Below are 19,435 nucleotides of genomic sequence, written 5' to 3' on the forward strand. Positions count from 1 at the left end.
TTCCGGGTCTGATTACATTTGCTTATGGTTTTATCAGAGGCCTGAAGTATTATACTAAAGTGTATAATAAAGAAGAAGATTTGAGTTAGTATCTTTAATTTATTTATCAATCCCTATGTTGCTATTTTTATGGAATCTTATTCAGGTTTTAATCGGTTACAATCTCGTATTGGCATTCCTGCTGTATATTGCCTATTTGTTTGTCAAAAAGCGCAAGCCTGCAGGTAGCAATGCCGGGGCGCATGATTACGCCATCATTGTGACTGCTTTTGAGCAGACAACTTTGTTGCCGGCGGTGGTAGCCTCGCTGCTAAAACTGAACTATGACAACTATCTGGTATATGTAGTTGCTGACAAATGTGATATTACTGATTTGCATTTTAGTAGCGACCGTGTCGTGCTGCTGAGACCAGAACAGATACTCGCAAGTAATACCAGGTCACACCTTTACGCGATTGCTCATTTCAGGCGAGAGCATGAGTTATTGACGATCATTGATAGTGACAACCTGGTGGAGCCAGAATACCTGAATGAGCTGAATATTTACTTCGACCAAGGGTATGAGGCCGTTCAGGGACTCAGAGCTGCTAAAAACCTGAATACCACATTTGCATGTCTGGATGCCGCAAGGGATATTTATTATCATTTTTATGACGGAGAGGTACTGTTTGCTCTCGGATCGTCAGCGACGTTGTCGGGATCGGGAATGGCATTCACCACAAAGTTGTACAGGGAGAGCTTTGAACAGCTTGACCTTACCGGTGCTGGTTTTGATAAAGTTTTACAAGCCCAAATTCTGAAGAGAAATAAAAGAATTGCTTTTGCCAAAGATGCAGTTGTTTATGATGAAAAGACGACACATGCTGATCAGTTGGTCAACCAGCGCTCACGATGGATCAATACCTGGTTCAGGTATTTCGGTTTCGGTTTTGATATCTTGTGGAGAGGACTGAAGTCGGGAAGCATCAATCAGTTGTTATTTGGCTTCATTTTATTGCGTCCGCCATTATTTATCTTTTTGTTGCTCTCGCTGCTATTCGGAGTGATCAACCTGTTTATTCTTCCGTATTATTCATTGTTGTGGCTTGCTGCATTTGGTCTGTTTATCGCAGGATTTCTGATCGCATTGAGCCGTTATCCTACAGACCAGCGGATCTATAAATCCCTGATCAATATTCCGAAATTTATCTTTTTTCAGGTAATTTCTCTCATACATGCGAAGACCGCGAACAAACGGTCCATTGCAACAAAACATCATATCAATTCATAAAATTCAGACGACGGTGGTGGCGGATCAAAAAATCATAGGAAAGGATATTGTTATTGTCGGGCAGCAGCCTTGGGACGTGAGCATCGGGAGTAATTGTAAAGATATTGCACTTGAATTGTCTAAATACAATAGGGTACTGTATGTCAACTCAGCATTGGACCGGATCAGCTCCATAAAAGGTCGTGACGATGAAAAAGTGAAGATGCGCAAGCGGATCATCAGCGGAAAAGAAGAAGGACTGATTTTTTTGAAAGATAATCTATGGACGCTCTATCCAGATGTCCTGATTGAATCTGTAAACTGGATCAATAATGCTGCTATTTTTGATTTTTTTAATAAGCGAAACAATAGGTTTTTTGCAGAATCCATAAAAAAGGCAATGGCAGTGCTTGGCTTCGGGGATGTGCTGTTATTCAATGACAACGATATGTTCAAGAGTTTCTATCTGCAGGAGTTTCTCACACCCGAGCTGAGTATTTACTATTCACGGGATTACATGCTGGCAGTAGACTACTGGAAAAAACATGGAGAACGGATAGAGCCGGAGCTGATTAGGAAGAGCAGCTTGTGTGTTGCCAATTCCACATACCTGGCAGATTATTGCCGTCAGTATAATCCTGCGTCATTTTATATCGGACAGGGTTGTGATCTGGGGATTTTTACGGCAGCTGACATCACCACTGTGCCGGAAATTATGGCACTTAAAGGACCAAAGATTGGTTACGTAGGCGCACTTCAAAGTATCCGTCTGGACATTGAACTGATCGCCCAGCTCGCTGAACGCAGGCCTGACTGGCAGGTCGTACTGGTTGGTCCCGAAGATGATGTCTTCAGGAGCAGCAGGCTACATCAGATCCCTAACATTCATTTCCTGGGGAGTAAGCCACCTAAGGAGCTGCCGAATTACATTCAGTCTTTTGACGTTTGTATCAATCCGCAATTGGTAAATCAAGTCACAATTGGGAACTATCCAAGAAAGATTGATGAATACCTGGCGATGGGAAAACCAGTTGTCGCTACCCTCACACAGGCTGTCGGCATTTTCGAAGACTGCACCTATCTGGCGGCTTCAGCTGATGATTTTGTAACGATGATTGAGCAGGGGATGAAAGAAGACACTCAAGAGAGAATAAGTTACAGGAAAAAGGTCGCTTTTTCCCACTCCTGGGAGAATAGCGTGAACGAATTATATAAGGCCATTTATCACGTAAAAAATATATCAGCCTAATGTCACTAGCGAACAGCATCAAAGCCAACCCATTTCTGAAAAAAGTAGCTCATTGGCTGCTGATTCCAACCAACGATTTCAGACCACGTTTATGGATCCGCCTGCTGGTAAACCCTTTTAAACATAAAAAGGGAAAAGGGACTATTGTTCGTTACAGTAGCAGGATGGACGTATTTCCGTTTAACCCTTTTAGTTTGGGCGATTACAGCGTGGTGGAAGACTTTGCGACCATTAACAATGGTGTGGGAGCCGTACATATTGGTAAAAAGTCCATCGTTGGTCTGGGCTGTACGGTAATTGGACCAGTTATCATTGGCGACCATGTTATGCTGGCGCAAAATATTGTCGTTTCCGGATTAAATCATGGATACGAGCTGATCGATGTTCCGCCAAGTGAGCAGAAGACGGTCACGAACCAGATTTTAATCAATGACAAGGTCTGGATTGGCGCGAATTGCGTCATCACGGCAGGAGTGACAATCGGCGAGCATGCGATCGTAGGAGCCGGGAGTGTGGTAACTAAAGATATCCCGCCTTACACTGTATCAGTAGGGAATCCTGCCAGGGTTGTTAAAAAATATAATTTCGATAGCGCAGTCTGGGAAAAAATTTAACTCCTTTTAGGTGTGTAAATTTGTAAATGATAAGGCAATTCTTATCTTAAATTGTTTTTAAATAGAATAGTACCGAATTCCAGTTATTAAATCATCAAAAAATGAACTTGCTTAAAAACCCGGAGTGGATAGATCAGTTTTTATTTCCATATGAGCGGTATGAAGATATTGACGATGATGTGTTTGTGTCTGTTAACCACGATCTGGATCGCGTACAGCATGCTGAACCATCGGTAACTGTGGTGATCATTGCATGGAACGAGGAAATTAACGTGTTGCGTTGTGTAGCCAGTTTATCAAAAATGGTGACGACGATTCCCTTTGAGATCGTGGTTGTCAACAATAACTCTTCTGACCATACCCAGGACACCATCGACAGGCTTCATGTGCGTGGGTTTAATGAAAGCACACAAGGGGCGGGGCCGGCAAGGCAGAAGGGACAGGAGAATGCGCGTGGTAAATACATACTGACTGCCGATGCCGACTGTCTGTATCCGAACTGCTGGGTGGATGAGATGATTAAGGTGCTAAAACAGGACCAGGTCGTCTGTGTTTATGGTCGGTATTCTTTTATCGGCTCTGATGAGATTCCTAGGTGGAAGCTTTATATGTTGGAGAAACTGAAAGACATGATGGCCGAAGTGCGGCACTTTAAACAGCCCTATTTTAACACTTTCGGGATCAGCATGGGCTATGTGAAGGAACTTGGACTGAAGATTGGATTTATCAGGGAGAACAGGAGAGGGGAAGACGGTCAATTGTGCCTTGATCTTATGAAATACGGTAGAATCAGACAGGTAAGGTCAAACAAAGCACGTGCATGGACCGGGGCAAGGACGCTTTCAAAAGACGGGTCTTTTTACAACATCATCATGTCCAGAATTAAGGTAGAGTTCAAACGTTTCAAATATAATTTTATCAAAAGAACCTGACCTGTTTTGCGTTATTGGTAGTTTTTGTTTAATACTAATTATACAATTGTAATTAAATAAGATAATTTCCTCAGTCGTTAAATACAAGCAAAAGAAAATTGTTAATTTCCGTTTTAATATGAAAAATGACTCCCGTTAATGATAGATAAACTAAAAAAAATGCTCTCAGTGTTTAGAAATATTCACTTCCAATCCCTCATAGGGAATGGCATGATGGCTGTTTTCGGCATGGTAACGCTTTCTATCCTGTACAGGAATCTGTCGGTCAAAGATATAGGTACCTATATTTTCTTTCTCGCCATCATCGGGTTGATCGATACCCTAAGATCGGGATTTCTTTCCATTACTTTCGTTAAGTTTTATTCCGGGACGGAAGAAGAGCGGGCACTTAAAGTCGCTGGTTCAGCCTGGCTGCTTGGTATTTTAATTACCGGTGGCTGTGCGGTCATCAATATTCCGACCTATTTCATTGCGGGTTATGTCGAAGATCTGGGACTGGCTTTATTTTTAAAGTATTTTGCGATTGTATCTATCATTACACTGCCTTCGTTTATGGCCAATTGTGTCGTCCTTGCAGAAAAACGTTTCGACCGGTTTTTATGGCTTCGGATTTTCACGCAGGGCTCATTTACACTTTCAGTCTTTGCGCTGGCCTTTATGGGTGCAATCACCCTAAATTCCGTGCTCATGGCCTATGTCATTTCCAATATATTTGCCAGTGTGGCGGTGCTGGTACTTAGGTGGACCCGTCTTCCTGCATTGAAGTATGCTGAGCGGGCAACGGTTTACGAATTGTTTCATTTTGGAAAGTATAGCATGGGAACAAACATTGGATCGAACCTTTTTGGGGTAACAAATACATTTGTGATCAACTTCCTGCTGGGACCGGGCTATCTCGCTATTTATAATCTGGGAGGGAAACTGACGCAAGTGATCGAAATCCCGTTGCTGAGTTTTGCCTCCAGTGGAATGTCTATCCTTTCTGCCGATTACAATAAAGGGAACCATGGCGAAGTCATGGCAACACTGAAGAAGCTGGTAGGGATGATGACAATTGCCATTATCCCGCTAACCATATTGTCATTTATCTTTGCGGAGCCAGTGATCCATCTCCTTGGGGGGAAAAATTATGTCGATAACGAGGCGCCCAATATCTTCAGGCTGTTTATGGCCATGGCTGTGCTTTACCCGGCAGATCGTTTTTTTGCCCTGGCACTCGATGTCATTGATCAGCCAAAAGTCAACTTTTATAAGATCATTGTGATGCTGGTTGTAAATCTTATTGCCGTAGTGATTGGTATTGCCATTTATCATTCTCTTTATTCTATCGTTATTGCTTCGTTTTTTCCCACCGTTGTTGCTATTTTTATCACTTACCGGCCATTAAACCGGTATTATAATTTTAATTTTTGGAGCATGTATGTTTCCGGCTACCATGAAGTTGTGTTGTTGGTAAAGAAAACACTCAAAATGGCAGTGTAGTAGCTATACTGGACGGTTATATTGTCAGGAATTTGCTTTGTGTGTTAAAATGTTTTAATTTGTTGTAGTAACCGTAGTGTATATATGAAAAACTGGTTAAAATATACCCTTGTATTGGGTGTTGGTTCGATTATCGGTATTATAGCGAATAGAAACCGTGAATATTTGATCAACGCACAGTACATCAGAGACCATTGGTCATTTAGAGATAAGCTTGATAAAGGCATCGCTACACATCCTGCTGATGGAACTATGGTATTTCTGGCATTTGGGCAATCTAATTCTGCAAACTACGGCGAAGGTGATTATAAATCCAGGCATCAGGTTTATAACTATTATAAAGGTAATGTTTACCTGGCTCAGGAGCCTTTATTGGGACCGGATGGTGCCGGAAACAGTGTGTGGACACGTGTTGCCGATCTGGTAATCGATAGTGGTCTGTATAAAAATGTCATCATTGTGCCTTGCGGTATCGGCAGTACCTCTGTTCAGTGCTGGGCGGAGGGTAAGTGCAGGAAAAAACTCGAAGAAACACTTGCTTATCTGAAGAAGGACCATATTAAACTCACGCATATTTTCTGGGATCAGGGAGAGACAGATAACGTAGATGGCACGACGAAGGCAGAGTATAAGGCCAGGCTGCAGCAAGTGATCAAAGTGATTCGTGATCAGGGATTTGATGCACCGTTCTACAGTTCTGTAACGAGTTATTTTCCTTACGACAATGAACATCCGATGGGGATCGATACCGGCATCACTACTGCTCAGATGGAACTGATCAATGAGCGTGATGATGTGATAGAAGGCCCCAATACCGATTCCTTAAACCTTGCATATTATCGTTTTAATGCCGTGCATTTTACCGAAGCCGGCCTTGATAAGCTCGCTCATGAATGGTTTAAAAAAATAAAAAACGGAAAATAAAACGAAATAAGGTTTAACATTCTCTAACAATTGTACTACTTGGGTGTTATTTCTATAGGCCATTAGTTCATTTGTAAATTCTAACCAAAGCAAGATGACTTCTATTCCTCTCATTGATCAGCGTCCCAAGCGTATTCTTTGGATTGATTACGCAAAATTTATCGCCATTTTTTTCGTCATCTTCGCGCACCAAACCCTTAGTAAAAGCTGGTTCAACTTTATATCGGGCTTTGATTTGCCTTTGTTTTTCTTTCTTTCCGGTTATTTGTTTTCGTTTAAGAAGTATGAAAATTACAAGGCATTTTTAAAGGCACGCGTGAGGCAATTGCTCATCCCTTACCTGATTTTAAACTTGGTTACTTATGTGTTGTGGCTGATCTTTTTCAAAGATTTTGATCCCTATTATTATACCAAAGAGCCTCTTTACAAGCAGTTTATAGGGATTTTTTACGGGAATGGTATCCAGGGTTACCTCATCCATTCTATAGCCTCCTGGTTTATCATCTGTCTTTTTGTGTTAGAAAACATGTATTTTCTGGCATTCAGAAAAGCTGTGGGTTGGAAAAAGGTGGTCATTTTGTTCGGCTTTTTTATATTGGCGATACTCGATCATAAATTTATCCATTTCAGATTGCCATGGAGCATCAATGTGGCCATTGTTGCCATACTTTTTTATGCTGCTGGTAATATGCTTAAAGTCCACATCGATCGCTTTGTACAGTTGTCTATTCCCCTGCTGCTTGCGGTTTTCATCTCTTCATTTGCAGTTTTGTATTACGCAACGCATGGTAATTATGTGGATATGGACCAACACGTATATTACAGCCTTAAACTGTTTTATATCGGCGCATTTTCTGGCATCATCTGTGCCATAAGTTTCTGCAGGATCATTGAGCTCCTTATTGGTCCGGTTTCATTGGTATTGTACATCGCAAAAAACACGCTGGTGATCATTGCTTTTCACATTATGCTTATGAGCCTGATCACTCATGTATTTGCTTTTTGGATGGGATTTTCAATAGAAGTGGTTCATGGCAATAACCTCTGGAGCTTTCTCACAGCCGTGGTTACGTTATTCCTGTGTATTCCGCTGATTTACGTGACGGACAGATATTTTCCTGTTATGGTTGGGAAACCAGGGAAAGCTAAAGGTCTGAAGCAGCAGCAGGTCTAAAAACCTGCTGCTCCCGCTGCTGATACTTTGGAAGTGAAACTGGATGTGCTGTTGATCGCTTTGTCCTGAGTGGTGTATACGTTATTGTATTGAGTGATTTTGACATCGCTCATGTTGTTGATCATATTGCCAATGGCTCCCTTGTCAGTTTTAAGATCGAAGCCAAGGTTATTGTAATATTCCAATGTACCACCTGTATTGTACAGATCCAGTATCTGACCTTCCCAATCTTCAGAGGTGTTCATTTTTCCAACAGTGTTGTTGTATACTTTGGCGTTAGCATAGGTGCTTTTTCCCGGATAAATTTGTTTATCAAACATTTGAAGTTCAAAACCACCATATTTAGAGGTGTTGTAACATAAATTATGATAGATTTCAACAGTTACAGGAGTGCTTCCTCTGGAGTAAAGATTTAGTCTGATAGAGTTTCCCTGATAGTTAGTCAGCTTGTTATGGTGGAATTTTCCATTTCCTTCCATATAGAAGACACCATTGTGATTGGTTCTGTTCTGATTGATGTTATTCACAACGTTGTGGTGAATGTCAAAATCCTGAACATTATAGAAATTGCAGACCTGACCAACATTTGGGGAGTTTTGGAAAATGTTATTGGCAATCTCCACGTCTTTAAACAGACCTGTATCTTCACCTGTGTTTCTATCTAGACGACCACCAAATACGATAGTTCCGGCGTTTTCAAATAAACAGTTGAGGATTTTGAAACCTTCTGTTCTGCTGGCAGATGTTCCGGTATAAGGAAAGGATGTTCCGTTGCTTTTATCGCCATAAATCGTATAGTCAATCACGTTCACAAAACTCATGCTTTTCAAGGTGACACCGTTCATCTTACCTGCCATGACAATTGCACGGTATGAAATGTTGTTAAAGTTAAAGCCGTAAGGAATTTCCGGATTATTGTCGCCAGCGATGACGACGTTAGTGATGTTTTGTGTATTTAGAACATTAGTAATAAATACTTTTCCATCGTTTTTAATGTTGATTGGTTTTGTTGCGGTACCTGTTAAGTTTTTAATGGTCAGCGTTGTATAAGTACCGCCTTTGATTTTGATAAGTGAATTTGTAGCAAGCTTCAATGTCGATCCATCAATAGTAAGAGATCCTGATCCTGTGCCTAAATCATATACTACCTGATCACTTGGTTTTTCAGGTTCCGGTGTAGTCGGAGTTGCAGGTCTACCCGGAGTCTCTGTAGAGTCAGTTGCAGGTTCCTCTGGAGTTACAGGAACATCAATAATGTTTTCCGGTTGTAAAACTTCTCTCTTCTTACAAGAAGTCAGAATGATAAAACCTAACAATAAGCAAATAATGTTAATCTTCTGGATGTTTCTGATTGATTTTGATGTCATATCCCTGTGTCTCCCTTGTTTCCTTATGCAATTGTAATAATTATTATACACAAAATATCAGATAGAAAATCAAGCAGACTGGTGATGGTAAATATTCCCTGTTTAAATACTTTAATTCCACGCATTGGGGAATGTTTTTCCCAAAATTTCTTACTCAGCCATTAATCGATGAATTTTTATATATGACTTTATTATGACAAACTAAGCTTTTAAACAGGTCGTTCTGTGTTGAAACATCATTTTTTTTGATCTTTAAGTTTACTGATACCCAAACCATTGAAATATTCTCTTTTGAGTTATGGAGCTGTGCAAAATTAAGGAGGCAAAAAAGAATTTCGCCATTACAAATGCGATATAATATTCAGAATATTATCGTTATTTTGTATTCACTAATTCACAGGAGAATGATTTTAATCAAATATTTTGAATAGAAGAACCTACATTAAAAGCATTCTTGCTGTAGGCGTTTTAGGGACAGCTTCCTATAGCCTTTTCAAGTGGTTAGACATCAATCAACCTATAGATGTAAAGTCACTACAGGGGTATGAGCCTTTAATCGCAGAGCTTGCGGAGGTCATCATTCCCCGAACGGACACACCAGGAGCAAAAGATGCTTTTGTGCATCAGTTTATTATTAAAGTGATACTCAACTGCAATCACGCCAGACAACAGCAGATTTTCATGCGGGGGCTGGAAGATCTTGAGCAGTATACCAACGATCAATATCAGCAGTCGTTCCTGAAATGCAGCCAGGCACAAAAAGAAAGCGTTGTACAATACTTTTCAGATCATGCAGCATATTCCACAGAGCTTCTGAACAAGGTTCAGAAGAGGCTCTGGGGTCAGAGCTTTTTTACCAAATTCAGAAACCTCACCGTCGAGGGCTATTGTTTGTCTGAGCCCGGCGCTACTCAAGGGCTTGCCTACGATTACATTCCGGGGAATTTTATGGCCTGTGTACCGCTGCAGGCCAATCAAAAATCCTGGGCTACCAAATAACATATGTATATAGCAGAAGAAAATAAAAACATGGATACCTACGATGCTATCGTAATCGGCTCTGGAATCAGCGGAGGTTGGGCGGCGATGGAGCTGTGTAAGAAGGGGCTGAAAACACTGTTGCTGGAGCGGGGAAGAGATGTTAAACACTTGGTGGATTATCCTACAGCGAACCTTAACCCATGGGATTTTGAACTTGGCTATAACAATACCGTTGCGGAGCTGGCCAAAGATCCTGTACATGGGCAGATTTATAATCCCGGAAATAAACACTTTTATGTGAGTGACACAGAACATCCATATATACAGGAAAAACCTTTCAATTGGTACCGGGGCTATCAGGTTGGTGGTCGTTCACTAATTTGGGGAAGGCAGTGTTACCGCCTGAGTGATCTTGATTTTGAAGCGAACCTTAAAGATGGAGTGGCTGTAGATTGGCCGATACGTTATCGTGATATTGCGCCCTGGTACAGCTATGTGGAACAACACATTGGCGTAAGTGGTAACAGGGAGCAGCTGAGCCAGCTGCCCGATGGTTCATTCTTGCCTCCAATGGAGCTCAACTGTATCGAACGGCACCTCAGGGATGAGATGAAGAAAAATGAGGCCTATGCGATGCTGACCATAGCCAGGGTGGCCAACCTCAGCAGAGGATGGGACAGTCGCGGGCCTTGTCAGAATAGAAATCTATGTGACAGAGGTTGTCCTTTTGGTGGTTATTTTAGCAGTAACAGTTCGACCATTCCAGCTGCAATGGCTACTGGAAACCTCACGCTCCGTCCTTTTTCCATTGTTACAGAGCTATTGTACGACGAGCAATCACAAAAAGCGAAGGGAGTGAGGGTGGTCGATAAATTGACGCACGAAGTGTTCGATTTCCATGCAAAGATTGTTTTTGTGAATGCTTCTACTATTGCTACTGCAGGCATTCTGCTCAACTCGAAGTCGTCCAGGTTTCCGAATGGTTTTGGGAATGACAGCGAGCAGGTCGGACATAATCTGATGGATCACCACTCTTCGGCAGGTGCAGCGGGATACCATGAGGACTTTCGGGATCAGTATTACAAAGGAAGAAGACCCTGTGGTTTTCTAATCCCCCGGTTCAGGAATCTCGGTGCGGATGAAAAATTAGGATTCAAGCGGGGATACAACATACAGGGCCATGGTGAGCGGCAGGAGTGGAGTGACCGGATGAACAACATCAGTGGATTTGGAAAAGATTTCAAAGCACAGCTGACTACTCCTGGACCATGGACGGTCTGGATGGCTGGTTGGGGGGAGTGTCTCCCTTATTATGATAACAAGATCACACTCGATGAACAACTGAAAGACAGCTGGGGGCAGCCCTTAATCAAGGTCGATTTTTCTTTTGAGGAGAATGAGCACAAGATGATGGATGACATCAAAAGCCAGTCAGCGGAAATTCTGGAGCGGGCAGGATTTAAAGGTGTCAACTCGTTCAACTATAAAAAACCAGGTGGTTCTACAGTACATGAGATGGGAACTGTCCGTATGGGACGAGACCCTAAGACTTCTGTATTGAACGGGCACAACCAGATACATGCCGTCAAAAACGTCTTTATTACAGATGGGAGTTGCATGACTTCTTCAGCAAGTCAGAATCCATCACTAACCTATATGGCATTAACGGCAAGGGCTTGCGATTATGCCGTAGCAGAACTCAAAAAAGGCAACCTGTAACAACATACAAATAAAAGTTAGCCAAACGGGCTGCTAAAATGATTTCAGCAGCCCGTTTGTATTTTAGCGTATTGACAGGTTGGTGCGCCATAATTTACGTAAGGCGCTCACAGCTAGTAGGAGCGGTAAAAGGCATGATCAGCGAGTGCCAGCAGTTCGGTGTCGCCGTTGCTGTCTCCATAGGCATAAAGCTCATAATCATTGCGGTCAGGATATTGAGCGAGCAGGCGGTTCACTTTTTCCGCACCATGACAGTTTTTAGTCAAAAATTTTCCCGTTATCGTGTCCTGAACAACCTCCAGCTGCGTTGCCAACACGGTATCGATGGATTGTTTACTGGCCCATGGTTTGATCCAATTTTCCGCAGATGCACTAATGATGACCACTTCGTGTCCCATTTCCTGGTGCCATTTGATCTTTTTTAAGGCTTCTGGATTGATTAGCCGTTCAATGGTGGGGATGAAATTTTGTGAGAGTTCATCAAATTTAACCAGCTTGAAACCTGCAAAGAATGTCTTGAACAACTTTTCCTTCGCATGGTAATTTGGAATCACCTTCAGTTTGAACATCAGCAAGGAGGGGATCATGGAAAGGGTACCGAGGAACAATTTCCCCATTTTTTGTGCATGCCATATAAAAACCGGTAAGGTATCTCTGGTGGTGATGGTGCCATCGAAGTCAAATGCGGCGATGACTTTTTTTTCTGTTCGGGTGTTTTGCATCAGGTTAAAACGGTTAATATAAATGTCAGGGCATCAGGAATTCGGCATCAGAACAAATGATGGTTTCCCGCTTTGGATCATTGCCAATCTCTTTCACTACATAAGGAATTCCAAGTTCCATGAATCTGACGCGGTTCGCGGTTGAAGCTCCCCAGTTTACTGTAATCGGCTGTTTCGCTGCTTTCAAAGTATGCATCTGCTCATCAATCATCCGGGTCATCATCCAGTTGAACCTCAGGCCGAGCAGCGTAAAACTCATGTTGACGAGGAATATTACATATATTGCAGTTTTCAAAAAGCGAAATCTGTTTTTGTCGGCCAGACGTTCCGTCATCAAGAGGAAGGTTAAGGGCACACACCAGAGTTGAGGGGTATACCTTGCCCACCAGGATTCAGGTATGATGATGATGGAAACCGTAATTACGCCGAGGAAATAAATCCAGTTTTTCAGACTGTGCCATCCAGGACGTTGTCCGATCAGCAGCATCAATAACAACAGGTGACTGAGTATGAAAATAGCGCTGAATAAAGGTCCGAAACCAGCAATGCGGGTATCAATCTGATAAGCACCCACAACATCTGTTTTATTAATGCTGAACGGCAGTTTCATGGTTACCTCTTTTCCGTTTCCAACCATTACATTGTCTGTACGCGCAAAAAGAGAAGTGAAAAACTTATCAAACATATTTCTTCCCTCAAAACCATTGGGAAGATTATGTGTCATAATATCTACTGTTTTTTTTCCCATCAATGGGTAAAAAGGGTGTCCGAATTCCGTGGTGTTGACCAGGTAAGGATTGTAACCCACAACAGCAACCGAAATAAGCCCGGAGGCCAGCGCCGTGTACAACGTGCTTTTTAGCACGTCTATCCGCTTGTTGATGAGCAGCCATAGTAGGAATGCAGCACTGAAAAGCACGATGTAGACCAGACTGGTAAACTTGATGTTGCCTGCAATGATGATGACTACGGAAAGCAGCATCAGGTTGGTAGGGTTCGCATTTCTTGTAATGAGCAATATGGTGACGAGAAAACAAATCAGTATCAGTGACAATTGACCATCTACATACGTGCTGATCAGCTGATTCACGGTTACCGGATTAAAGCAGGCAATAAAACCGATCAGTATCGATTTCCTTGTCGGCAATTTATCAAATGACAACAGACAGGAAAGTGTTAAACAAAATGTGGCCGCCAGTATGATGAGGTTTGTGGCTTTCCCAGCTTCAATTTTATTAATCATGCTATAGATTGCGCTTTGGGGAAGCTCCACACCTTTAGCATAGTGGTTGATATAGATGGCCATATTGACCGAGTCGGGCAATAATGCCTTTACCGGATTCCAGCCATTCTTAAGCTGATAAATGCCTTCCATGTGGTAAGACTGGCCATCATAAGACACATCGTAGAAATATAAAGAACAAAGAATGGAAGCAATGATAATGGAGATACTGATCAGTACCGCTTTTATGGCAATGTTGCGACTCGCCTTTCCAAAGTAGAAAAAAGTCGCACTACTCAGCAGAAAGGCAAATGGAAATTGCCAGGGACCTACTGGCACATTGACAAAAAATCCTACCGATATGACCAGCAGGACTGCCGCGATGGTCCCCAATAGGATTGCCCCTGTGAAAAAAAGCGTCTTTATAGGATCAGTCTGTCCGGACATATCAGATCTTCAGATAGATGATCAGGAAAAATGAAACAATCCAGCCTAATAGGATCACCTGAAGAAATCTGTTTTTTAAGAGTACCGTAGTTGGACTACCGGTAATCAGCCATACAAAGGTCAGCTGCAGGTAACGTAAAACACCAAGGATTACAAAAAATGAGGTCAGGTATACGTTATTTCCAAAATGCTGTTTGATTTCCGGTGAAGTACAGTACATGACGTAACAAACAACAACAACCGTCGCCATTACGGTAATGGCGACATTCAGAAATTCAAGATTGTATCCTTCCAGATTCTTTCTGGCTTTCTGGCCTGTTTGTACATAATTAAATACATCGTCACGACGCTTGGCGAGTGCGAGAAACAAGGCTAGCACAAGCGTCATCAGAATGATCCATTGGGATAATTGCGTGTCAGTCGCTTCTCCACCAATCAGGATCCTAAGTACGAACCCTGTGGCAATGAGCATGATGTCCAGCAGGGAGATGTGTTTTAGTTTAACAGTATAAGCAATATTCTGCAGCAGGTAAACGCCCGCAATGAACATGACCGTAGTATCCCCAAGAATGCCAAAAAGGGCAGCGGCGATGAGCAATAAAATGACAATTAAAAAGATTCCTTCTTTTTTTGTTACCGCACCACTGGCCAGAGGCCTGTTTCTTTTGGTGGGGTGGATTCTGTCAGCTTCAATATCCAGCATGTCATTAAAGACATATACAGCACTAGCAAGGAGGGAGAACCCGGTAAAAGTAATCAGCAGGTTATAAATGACGCCAGGATCCCAAAGCTTTAAAGCAAAAAACGCGGGAAGGAAGATAAACAGGTTTTTACTCCATTGAGGTATCCTGATTAAACGAAGGTAAGAGGCAATCTTTGACATTTATAGATGGTATGATATGTAAGCAAATATAACTATATTTTTTGGACGTCATCAATGACTCCGGATGTATAACAAATTTTAAGCCTTAAAAACAATATACTTTTTTGTCAGGAAGTTAAAGGCAGCAACAAGTATAATCGCCAAAGCCTTACAGAGGCGAATATCCAGATGGACGATTTCAAAGAAAAACCATAGAATGCTCTGGTTGAGCACAATGGCCAATATAGAGAAAATCACGAAAGAGATGAACTCGTCTCTTTTTGAATACCTGCTTTTTTCAAAAACGTAAGCTCTGGACAACCAATAATTAATGGTGATGGCCAGGACGATGGAGACCACATTCGCGATGATATATCTGATGGTGAATGTGCTGATCAGGAAGTTAAAACTCAGGTACTCAAAAGTTGCGCAGAAAAGGCCAACCAGAAGGAACCGGAATAACTGAAGCTTGAATATGGATTTAATGAATTCCAAAATGGATAGGCTAGTGGTTAATGTCTGTTGGTTGTGTAACGGATAAAATGGCGCCGTCGATTTTATTGAGAATGGCAGCATCAATGTCCTGATCAAACTTCCTCGCATACAGCATGCCCGATTTCTGTATGGTATTGAAGTCGCCGATACCCAGCACCTTCGGACTTGCATTTCCCTCAGACCAGTCTATGTAACGGAGACTGTTGTTGATCACATTTTTTTTAAAAGGAGAGTTCATGATCAGTGTAGGGATCACAAATTCATCCGTTCCCCAGCAGAGTTTAAGGAAATTCTGCAGCTTGGTGTCTTCCTGGAACACCTTGTTGATGTGTACTGCGCATTCCCAGTCTATGGTCCACCAGGTAGATTTATTTCCTCCGTACAAAGTGGTGTAACCCGGAAATTTTCTCGCAGGCGTGATTTTATTCAATACCCGTTCGATCAGGTATTTTCCTTTCATTTTGAAATCTGTGAGGTGATACTTTTCATACCTGTGAAAAGCCTTTTTCCACCAGTGAGAATCTGAAGACGTCTCATAAGAGATGAACGTTTTTCCCTGATGGCTCAGCATGAAGTCATAAATGTGCTGTGTGGACTGAATGGGATAATCCTGTCCGCTCATCAGGTTGATAAATCCATATTCTTTTCCCGAATTTACCACAGCATCAATCACATTGAAAATGGCTTTGAGGATGCTGAAGCCCCCCCAGTTACATTGAATGCGGTGGTCCAGGAAGGTGACCTGGGGCAGCTTCAACAGGTGCTGAAATTCTGATGCGGGAACTTTGGCGTCAACATGTACATAGAAATCGGATTCGGGATGCCTCAGCGACTCAATCAACCTATCCAACTGAGCCATATTTTTGTGTATGATAATGATATGTGCAATGCGCATTTTGATCACCAGTAAATAAGTTTTGAAGTATAAAAACAAAGAATTTGCCTGTCGAAGATACGCTTTCTTTGTTTTTTTTCCTAATTACTTCCTACTCCTTTTTAGAATCGCAATGAGTAGCATCACAATTCAGCACCCCTGGATTTTGATGTTGTGGTTCAAAACGATTATAGCTATCTTTCCTCCGATTAACCTAACCCAGTCACATCCCCAGATTAATGAATCTAGTTTCCATTATTACCGTCAATTTCAACCAGTTCCAGGTTACCATCGACTTTTTGAAGTCTGTAAAAGCCCATGCAGCCACACAAAACATTGAAGTGATCCTTGTTGATAATGGTAGCAGGGAGGACCATGGGCCTGATTATCTAACGGAATATCCAGACTTGATTTATATTCGTTCCGAGCTAAACCTTGGCTTTGCAGGTGGCAATAACCTGGGAGTAGCGCAGGCAAAAGGGGAGTACTTATTGTTCCTGAATAATGATACCGAGATCACGGCAGGCTTGATACCCGGACTGCTGTCGGCATTAGAAACCAACCCCGAAATTGGGCTGATTTCTCCGCTGATCCTCTATTTCCAAGAGCCGGAAGTGGTACAATATGCAGGGTTTACCGGAATGAACTACCTAACCGGCAGAAACAAGGCAATTGGGTACATGGAGAAAGACCAGGGGCAGTACGACCAACAGAGTTATGAAACAGGGTATTGCCATGGTGCAGCGATGATGTGCAGGGCTGGAGACCTAGAAGTTGTTGGCTTGATGGCCAGTCAGTTTTTCCTTTATTATGAGGAGCTCGACTGGTGCGAGCGCTTCAGACAAGCGGGGTTAAAAATATGGTTTTACGGCGCTGTGAAAATCTACCATAAGGAATCCATGAGTGTGGGAAAGGAAAGTAACATCAAAACCTACTTCATGACCAGGAACAGGATGTTGTTCATCAGAAGAAATACCGGATTTTTCAATACGCTTATATTCTGTATTTTCTTTATCCTTGTGGCATGTCCCAAGCAGATTTTAATATACCTGAAGAAAGGACGTAAAGATCTGGTCAAATGGGTGTTCAAGGGCGTATTGTGGAACCTGACCCACCACAGGAACAGCAGGGACCTGGGCTTTAAAATTTAACTATCGCGTGAGCTAAAAATAGATATTGATGATTATTATATTCTGGATCAGCATCTTTCTGATCATTTACACCTTTGTCGGTTATGGATTTGTACTTTATGCACTGGTGCGCATCAAGAGGTTGTTTACAAAGCCTTTTGAGTTTGGAGCCGATGCTGCATTGCCCGATGTGACCATTCTTATCGCCGCTTACAATGAAGAAGACATCATTGAAGAGAAGATACGGAACACCCTTTCACTTGACTATCCTTCAGCGCAGCTGCAAGTGATATTTATTACCGACGGATCATCGGACGGGACAGCAGATAAGGTGCGTAATTTTCCGGAGGTCACCTTACTGCATCAGGACCTTCGCGCCGGGAAGATGGCAGCAATCAAACGTGCTATCCCGTTCATCAATGGAGAGATTACGGTGTTTACTGATGCCAATACCTTTTTAAACAGGGAAGCCATTCAGAAGCTGGTCAGGCATTATCAGAATGAGAAAGTAGGAGCTGTTGCAGGAGAGAAACGTATCCTGGTAGAGGAACATGCGGATGCGAGTTCTGCCGGAGAAGGTTTTTATTGGAAGTATGAATCGAAACTAAAACAGTGGGACTACGAGCTGTATTCCAACGTTGGTGCAGCGGGGGAGTTGTTCAGCATCCGTACTGCCCTGTACCAGCCTGTAGAAAGTGACACCATCATTGACGACCACATGATTGCCATGCGCATTGCTGAAAATGGATACATCATCGCTTACGAATCTGAAGCTTATGCTATGGAAACGGCTTCTGCGGATGTAAAAGAAGAATTGAAGCGTAAGATCAGAATTGCGGCAGGAGGGATCCAGTCTATTTTGCGACTGAAGAAATCTGCCAATCCTTTTCATCAACCTGTGTTTACCTTCCAATACATCAGTCACAGGGTACTGAGGTGGACCATCACGCCATTTTTGCTGATCCTGGTGCTGATGCTCAATGCGGTACTCGCCTTTTCCATTCCTGTATTCTTCTACAAAGCCCTGTTGGTCTGCCAGGTGTTGTTTTACGTCCTTGCTGCTATAGGTCTGTATTTTGAGCGAAGGAACATCAGGATCAAGGCCTTATTTATTCCTTATTATTTCTGTGTGATGAACTACGCAGTGCTTGCGGGCATTGTCAGGTATTACAAGAAAAACCAGAGTGCGGCCTGGGAAAAATCAAAGAGAAAAGCCTAATGTGCTCATTGCAGCAGTTGTCCGCTGGCGTTATAGTTTCCTGAAATAGGCATGAAAGAACTGGTTGCCATACAAACATACCATTTCTTCAGGTTTATCTTTCAGAAACTCGTCGCAGGCAATTTTGACACCTGGATTTGCATCATGCCCGACTCCATTGATTTCCGGATCATTGTAATCCATGAGCACACAGATTGCACCAAGGCTCATCTTTGGATAGATCTCATTCAGGCAATATTGCACCACCTTACTATGCGCAATTTTATCACCACCAAAACCACAGTCTATATGCGCAAAAGAGATCTTTTCAGGGAGCATTGTAGGCAGTGTTTCCTCAAAAAAGCCCTTTTTCAATAAAGGAACCTTTAGACCAGCGTTAACAAAATTATTTTTCAAGACCTCCTCAATGCTGCCCGTTTCCCTGAACTTAATGTCAAAAGAATCATAAAGGTAAAGTTGTTTAGGGGAGCGACGTTGCTCAATTACCTTTTGCAGGATCAGTGCACATTGCCCGGTGAAACAGCCAAGCTCAATGACATCACCATCAATATCGTTCGCAATCACCTGATCCAGTAAATGAAAATAGTTGATGCGTTGCTCAATGGTGTTCATGTCTACAGCAGTGTCTATTGGATTGATGGCAAGGCCCAGTTTCAAATATCGGAATCCCTTATTGATAAACCTGATCAGGCTAGCCTTTCCCTTATTCATTCTGATCTTGCTGTAAGGAGGGCGGGTGATAAAATAGTTGTCCATGTTGCTTTAGGGTATAA

At 42.4% G+C, this 19,435-nt stretch carries 18 protein-coding genes; 11 read left to right on the forward strand and 7 right to left on the reverse strand.

Annotated features, from left to right (window positions below; all coding sequences use genetic code 11):
• Positions 1-115: 115 nt before the first annotated feature.
• From PBAL39_RS03185 to PBAL39_RS03215, 7 genes are all read left to right on the forward strand, one after another.
• Entirely contained in the window at positions 116-1,270 is a 1,155-nt protein-coding gene (locus tag PBAL39_RS03185; RefSeq protein ID WP_008238232.1) for a glycosyltransferase, read from the forward strand.
• A gap of 16 nt (positions 1,271-1,286) precedes the next feature.
• Complete coding sequence (locus PBAL39_RS03190; RefSeq protein ID WP_039866059.1) at positions 1,287-2,498, forward strand: glycosyltransferase; 1,212 nt, start codon at positions 1,287-1,289, stop codon at positions 2,496-2,498.
• The gene (locus tag PBAL39_RS25875) at positions 2,498-3,112 is read left to right on the forward strand and encodes a DapH/DapD/GlmU-related protein (protein ID WP_008238237.1); all 615 of its coding nucleotides are present in this window, start codon (positions 2,498-2,500) and stop codon (positions 3,110-3,112) included. The genes PBAL39_RS03190 and PBAL39_RS25875 overlap by 1 nt, the downstream gene beginning before the upstream one ends.
• A 101-nt stretch (positions 3,113-3,213) precedes the next feature.
• Positions 3,214-4,044 carry a glycosyltransferase family 2 protein gene (locus tag PBAL39_RS03200; RefSeq protein ID WP_008238239.1) on the forward strand — a complete coding sequence of 277 codons (831 nt, stop codon included), beginning with the start codon at positions 3,214-3,216 and terminating at the stop codon, positions 4,042-4,044.
• A gap of 168 nt (positions 4,045-4,212) precedes the next feature.
• Positions 4,213-5,526, forward strand: a complete 1,314-nt coding sequence (locus PBAL39_RS03205; protein WP_157273879.1) for a lipopolysaccharide biosynthesis protein — start codon at positions 4,213-4,215, stop codon at positions 5,524-5,526.
• Positions 5,527-5,610: 84 nt separating this feature from the next.
• Complete coding sequence (locus tag PBAL39_RS03210; RefSeq protein ID WP_008238243.1) at positions 5,611-6,450, forward strand: sialate O-acetylesterase; 840 nt, start codon at positions 5,611-5,613, stop codon at positions 6,448-6,450.
• Between the two features lie 94 nt (positions 6,451-6,544).
• Positions 6,545-7,624, forward strand: a complete 1,080-nt coding sequence (locus PBAL39_RS03215) for an acyltransferase family protein (RefSeq protein ID WP_008238245.1) — start codon at positions 6,545-6,547, stop codon at positions 7,622-7,624.
• Here the strand turns inward: PBAL39_RS03215 and PBAL39_RS03220 are convergent.
• Complete coding sequence (locus tag PBAL39_RS03220) at positions 7,621-8,991, reverse strand: hypothetical protein (RefSeq protein ID WP_008238247.1); 1,371 nt, start codon at positions 8,989-8,991, stop codon at positions 7,621-7,623. The two genes, PBAL39_RS03215 and PBAL39_RS03220, sit on opposite strands and share 4 nt — an antisense overlap.
• Positions 8,992-9,414: 423 nt before the next feature.
• On the opposite strand from PBAL39_RS03220, the gene PBAL39_RS03225 reads away from it, so the two are divergent.
• Complete coding sequence (locus PBAL39_RS03225) at positions 9,415-9,990, forward strand: gluconate 2-dehydrogenase subunit 3 family protein (protein WP_008238253.1); 576 nt, start codon at positions 9,415-9,417, stop codon at positions 9,988-9,990.
• A 3-nt stretch (positions 9,991-9,993) separates the two neighbouring features.
• Positions 9,994-11,691, forward strand: a complete 1,698-nt coding sequence (locus PBAL39_RS03230) for a GMC oxidoreductase (protein ID WP_008238264.1) — start codon at positions 9,994-9,996, stop codon at positions 11,689-11,691.
• A gap of 113 nt (positions 11,692-11,804) precedes the next feature.
• Here PBAL39_RS03230 and PBAL39_RS03235 read toward each other — a convergent pair whose 3' ends face one another.
• The 5 genes from PBAL39_RS03235 to PBAL39_RS03255 form a co-directional block, all read right to left on the reverse strand.
• Positions 11,805-12,413: an HAD-IB family hydrolase gene (locus PBAL39_RS03235; protein ID WP_008238266.1), complete on the reverse strand. Its 609-nt coding sequence runs from the start codon at positions 12,411-12,413 to the stop codon at positions 11,805-11,807.
• Positions 12,414-12,438: 25 nt separating this feature from the next.
• On the reverse strand, positions 12,439-14,082 hold the full coding sequence (locus PBAL39_RS03240) for a hypothetical protein (protein WP_008238268.1): 1,644 nt from the start codon (positions 14,080-14,082) through the stop codon (positions 12,439-12,441).
• Position 14,083: 1 nt separating this feature from the next.
• Positions 14,084-14,965, reverse strand: coding sequence for a UbiA prenyltransferase family protein (locus PBAL39_RS03245; RefSeq protein WP_008238270.1), 882 nt, complete (start codon positions 14,963-14,965; stop codon positions 14,084-14,086).
• A gap of 78 nt (positions 14,966-15,043) precedes the next feature.
• On the reverse strand, positions 15,044-15,439 hold the full coding sequence (locus PBAL39_RS03250) for a GtrA family protein (RefSeq protein ID WP_008238277.1): 396 nt from the start codon (positions 15,437-15,439) through the stop codon (positions 15,044-15,046).
• Positions 15,440-15,449: 10 nt separating this feature from the next.
• Positions 15,450-16,334, reverse strand: coding sequence for a beta-1,6-N-acetylglucosaminyltransferase (locus PBAL39_RS03255; RefSeq protein ID WP_255348729.1), 885 nt, complete (start codon positions 16,332-16,334; stop codon positions 15,450-15,452).
• A gap of 218 nt (positions 16,335-16,552) precedes the next feature.
• On the opposite strand from PBAL39_RS03255, the gene PBAL39_RS03260 reads away from it, so the two are divergent.
• Positions 16,553-17,464, forward strand: coding sequence for a glycosyltransferase family 2 protein (locus tag PBAL39_RS03260; protein WP_008238281.1), 912 nt, complete (start codon positions 16,553-16,555; stop codon positions 17,462-17,464).
• Positions 17,465-17,492: 28 nt separating this feature from the next.
• Positions 17,493-18,662, forward strand: a complete 1,170-nt coding sequence (locus PBAL39_RS03265; protein ID WP_008238283.1) for a glycosyltransferase family 2 protein — start codon at positions 17,493-17,495, stop codon at positions 18,660-18,662.
• A 30-nt stretch (positions 18,663-18,692) separates the two neighbouring features.
• On the opposite strand, the gene PBAL39_RS03270 is transcribed toward PBAL39_RS03265, so the two are convergent.
• Complete coding sequence (locus tag PBAL39_RS03270) at positions 18,693-19,418, reverse strand: TylF/MycF/NovP-related O-methyltransferase (RefSeq protein WP_008238284.1); 726 nt, start codon at positions 19,416-19,418, stop codon at positions 18,693-18,695.
• Positions 19,419-19,435: the final 17 nt, after the last annotated feature.

The sequence above is a fragment of the Pedobacter sp. BAL39 genome (assembly GCF_000170795.1).
Classification (GTDB): domain Bacteria; phylum Bacteroidota; class Bacteroidia; order Sphingobacteriales; family Sphingobacteriaceae; genus Pedobacter.

What these genes read in the sequence shown, in the direction of transcription:
- PBAL39_RS25875 (WP_008238237.1), top strand. Translation starts at nt 2,498, where the DNA reads ATGTCACTAGCGAACAGCATCAAAGCCAACCCATTTCTGAAAAAAGTA.
- PBAL39_RS03245 (WP_008238270.1), bottom strand. Translation starts at nt 14,965, where the DNA reads ATGTCAAAGATTGCCTCTTACCTTCGTTTAATCAGGATACCTCAATGG.
- PBAL39_RS03260 (WP_008238281.1), top strand. Translation starts at nt 16,553, where the DNA reads ATGAATCTAGTTTCCATTATTACCGTCAATTTCAACCAGTTCCAGGTT.
- PBAL39_RS03210 (WP_008238243.1), top strand. Translation starts at nt 5,611, where the DNA reads ATGAAAAACTGGTTAAAATATACCCTTGTATTGGGTGTTGGTTCGATT.
- PBAL39_RS03200 (WP_008238239.1), top strand. Translation starts at nt 3,214, where the DNA reads ATGAACTTGCTTAAAAACCCGGAGTGGATAGATCAGTTTTTATTTCCA.
- PBAL39_RS03185 (WP_008238232.1), top strand. Translation starts at nt 116, where the DNA reads ATGTTGCTATTTTTATGGAATCTTATTCAGGTTTTAATCGGTTACAAT.
- PBAL39_RS03215 (WP_008238245.1), top strand. Translation starts at nt 6,545, where the DNA reads ATGACTTCTATTCCTCTCATTGATCAGCGTCCCAAGCGTATTCTTTGG.
- PBAL39_RS03240 (WP_008238268.1), bottom strand. Translation starts at nt 14,082, where the DNA reads ATGTCCGGACAGACTGATCCTATAAAGACGCTTTTTTTCACAGGGGCA.
- PBAL39_RS03265 (WP_008238283.1), top strand. Translation starts at nt 17,493, where the DNA reads ATGATTATTATATTCTGGATCAGCATCTTTCTGATCATTTACACCTTT.
- PBAL39_RS03220 (WP_008238247.1), bottom strand. Translation starts at nt 8,991, where the DNA reads ATGACATCAAAATCAATCAGAAACATCCAGAAGATTAACATTATTTGC.
- PBAL39_RS03230 (WP_008238264.1), top strand. Translation starts at nt 9,994, where the DNA reads ATGTATATAGCAGAAGAAAATAAAAACATGGATACCTACGATGCTATC.
- PBAL39_RS03270 (WP_008238284.1), bottom strand. Translation starts at nt 19,418, where the DNA reads ATGGACAACTATTTTATCACCCGCCCTCCTTACAGCAAGATCAGAATG.
- PBAL39_RS03255 (WP_255348729.1), bottom strand. Translation starts at nt 16,334, where the DNA reads ATGCGCATTGCACATATCATTATCATACACAAAAATATGGCTCAGTTG.
- PBAL39_RS03235 (WP_008238266.1), bottom strand. Translation starts at nt 12,413, where the DNA reads ATGCAAAACACCCGAACAGAAAAAAAAGTCATCGCCGCATTTGACTTC.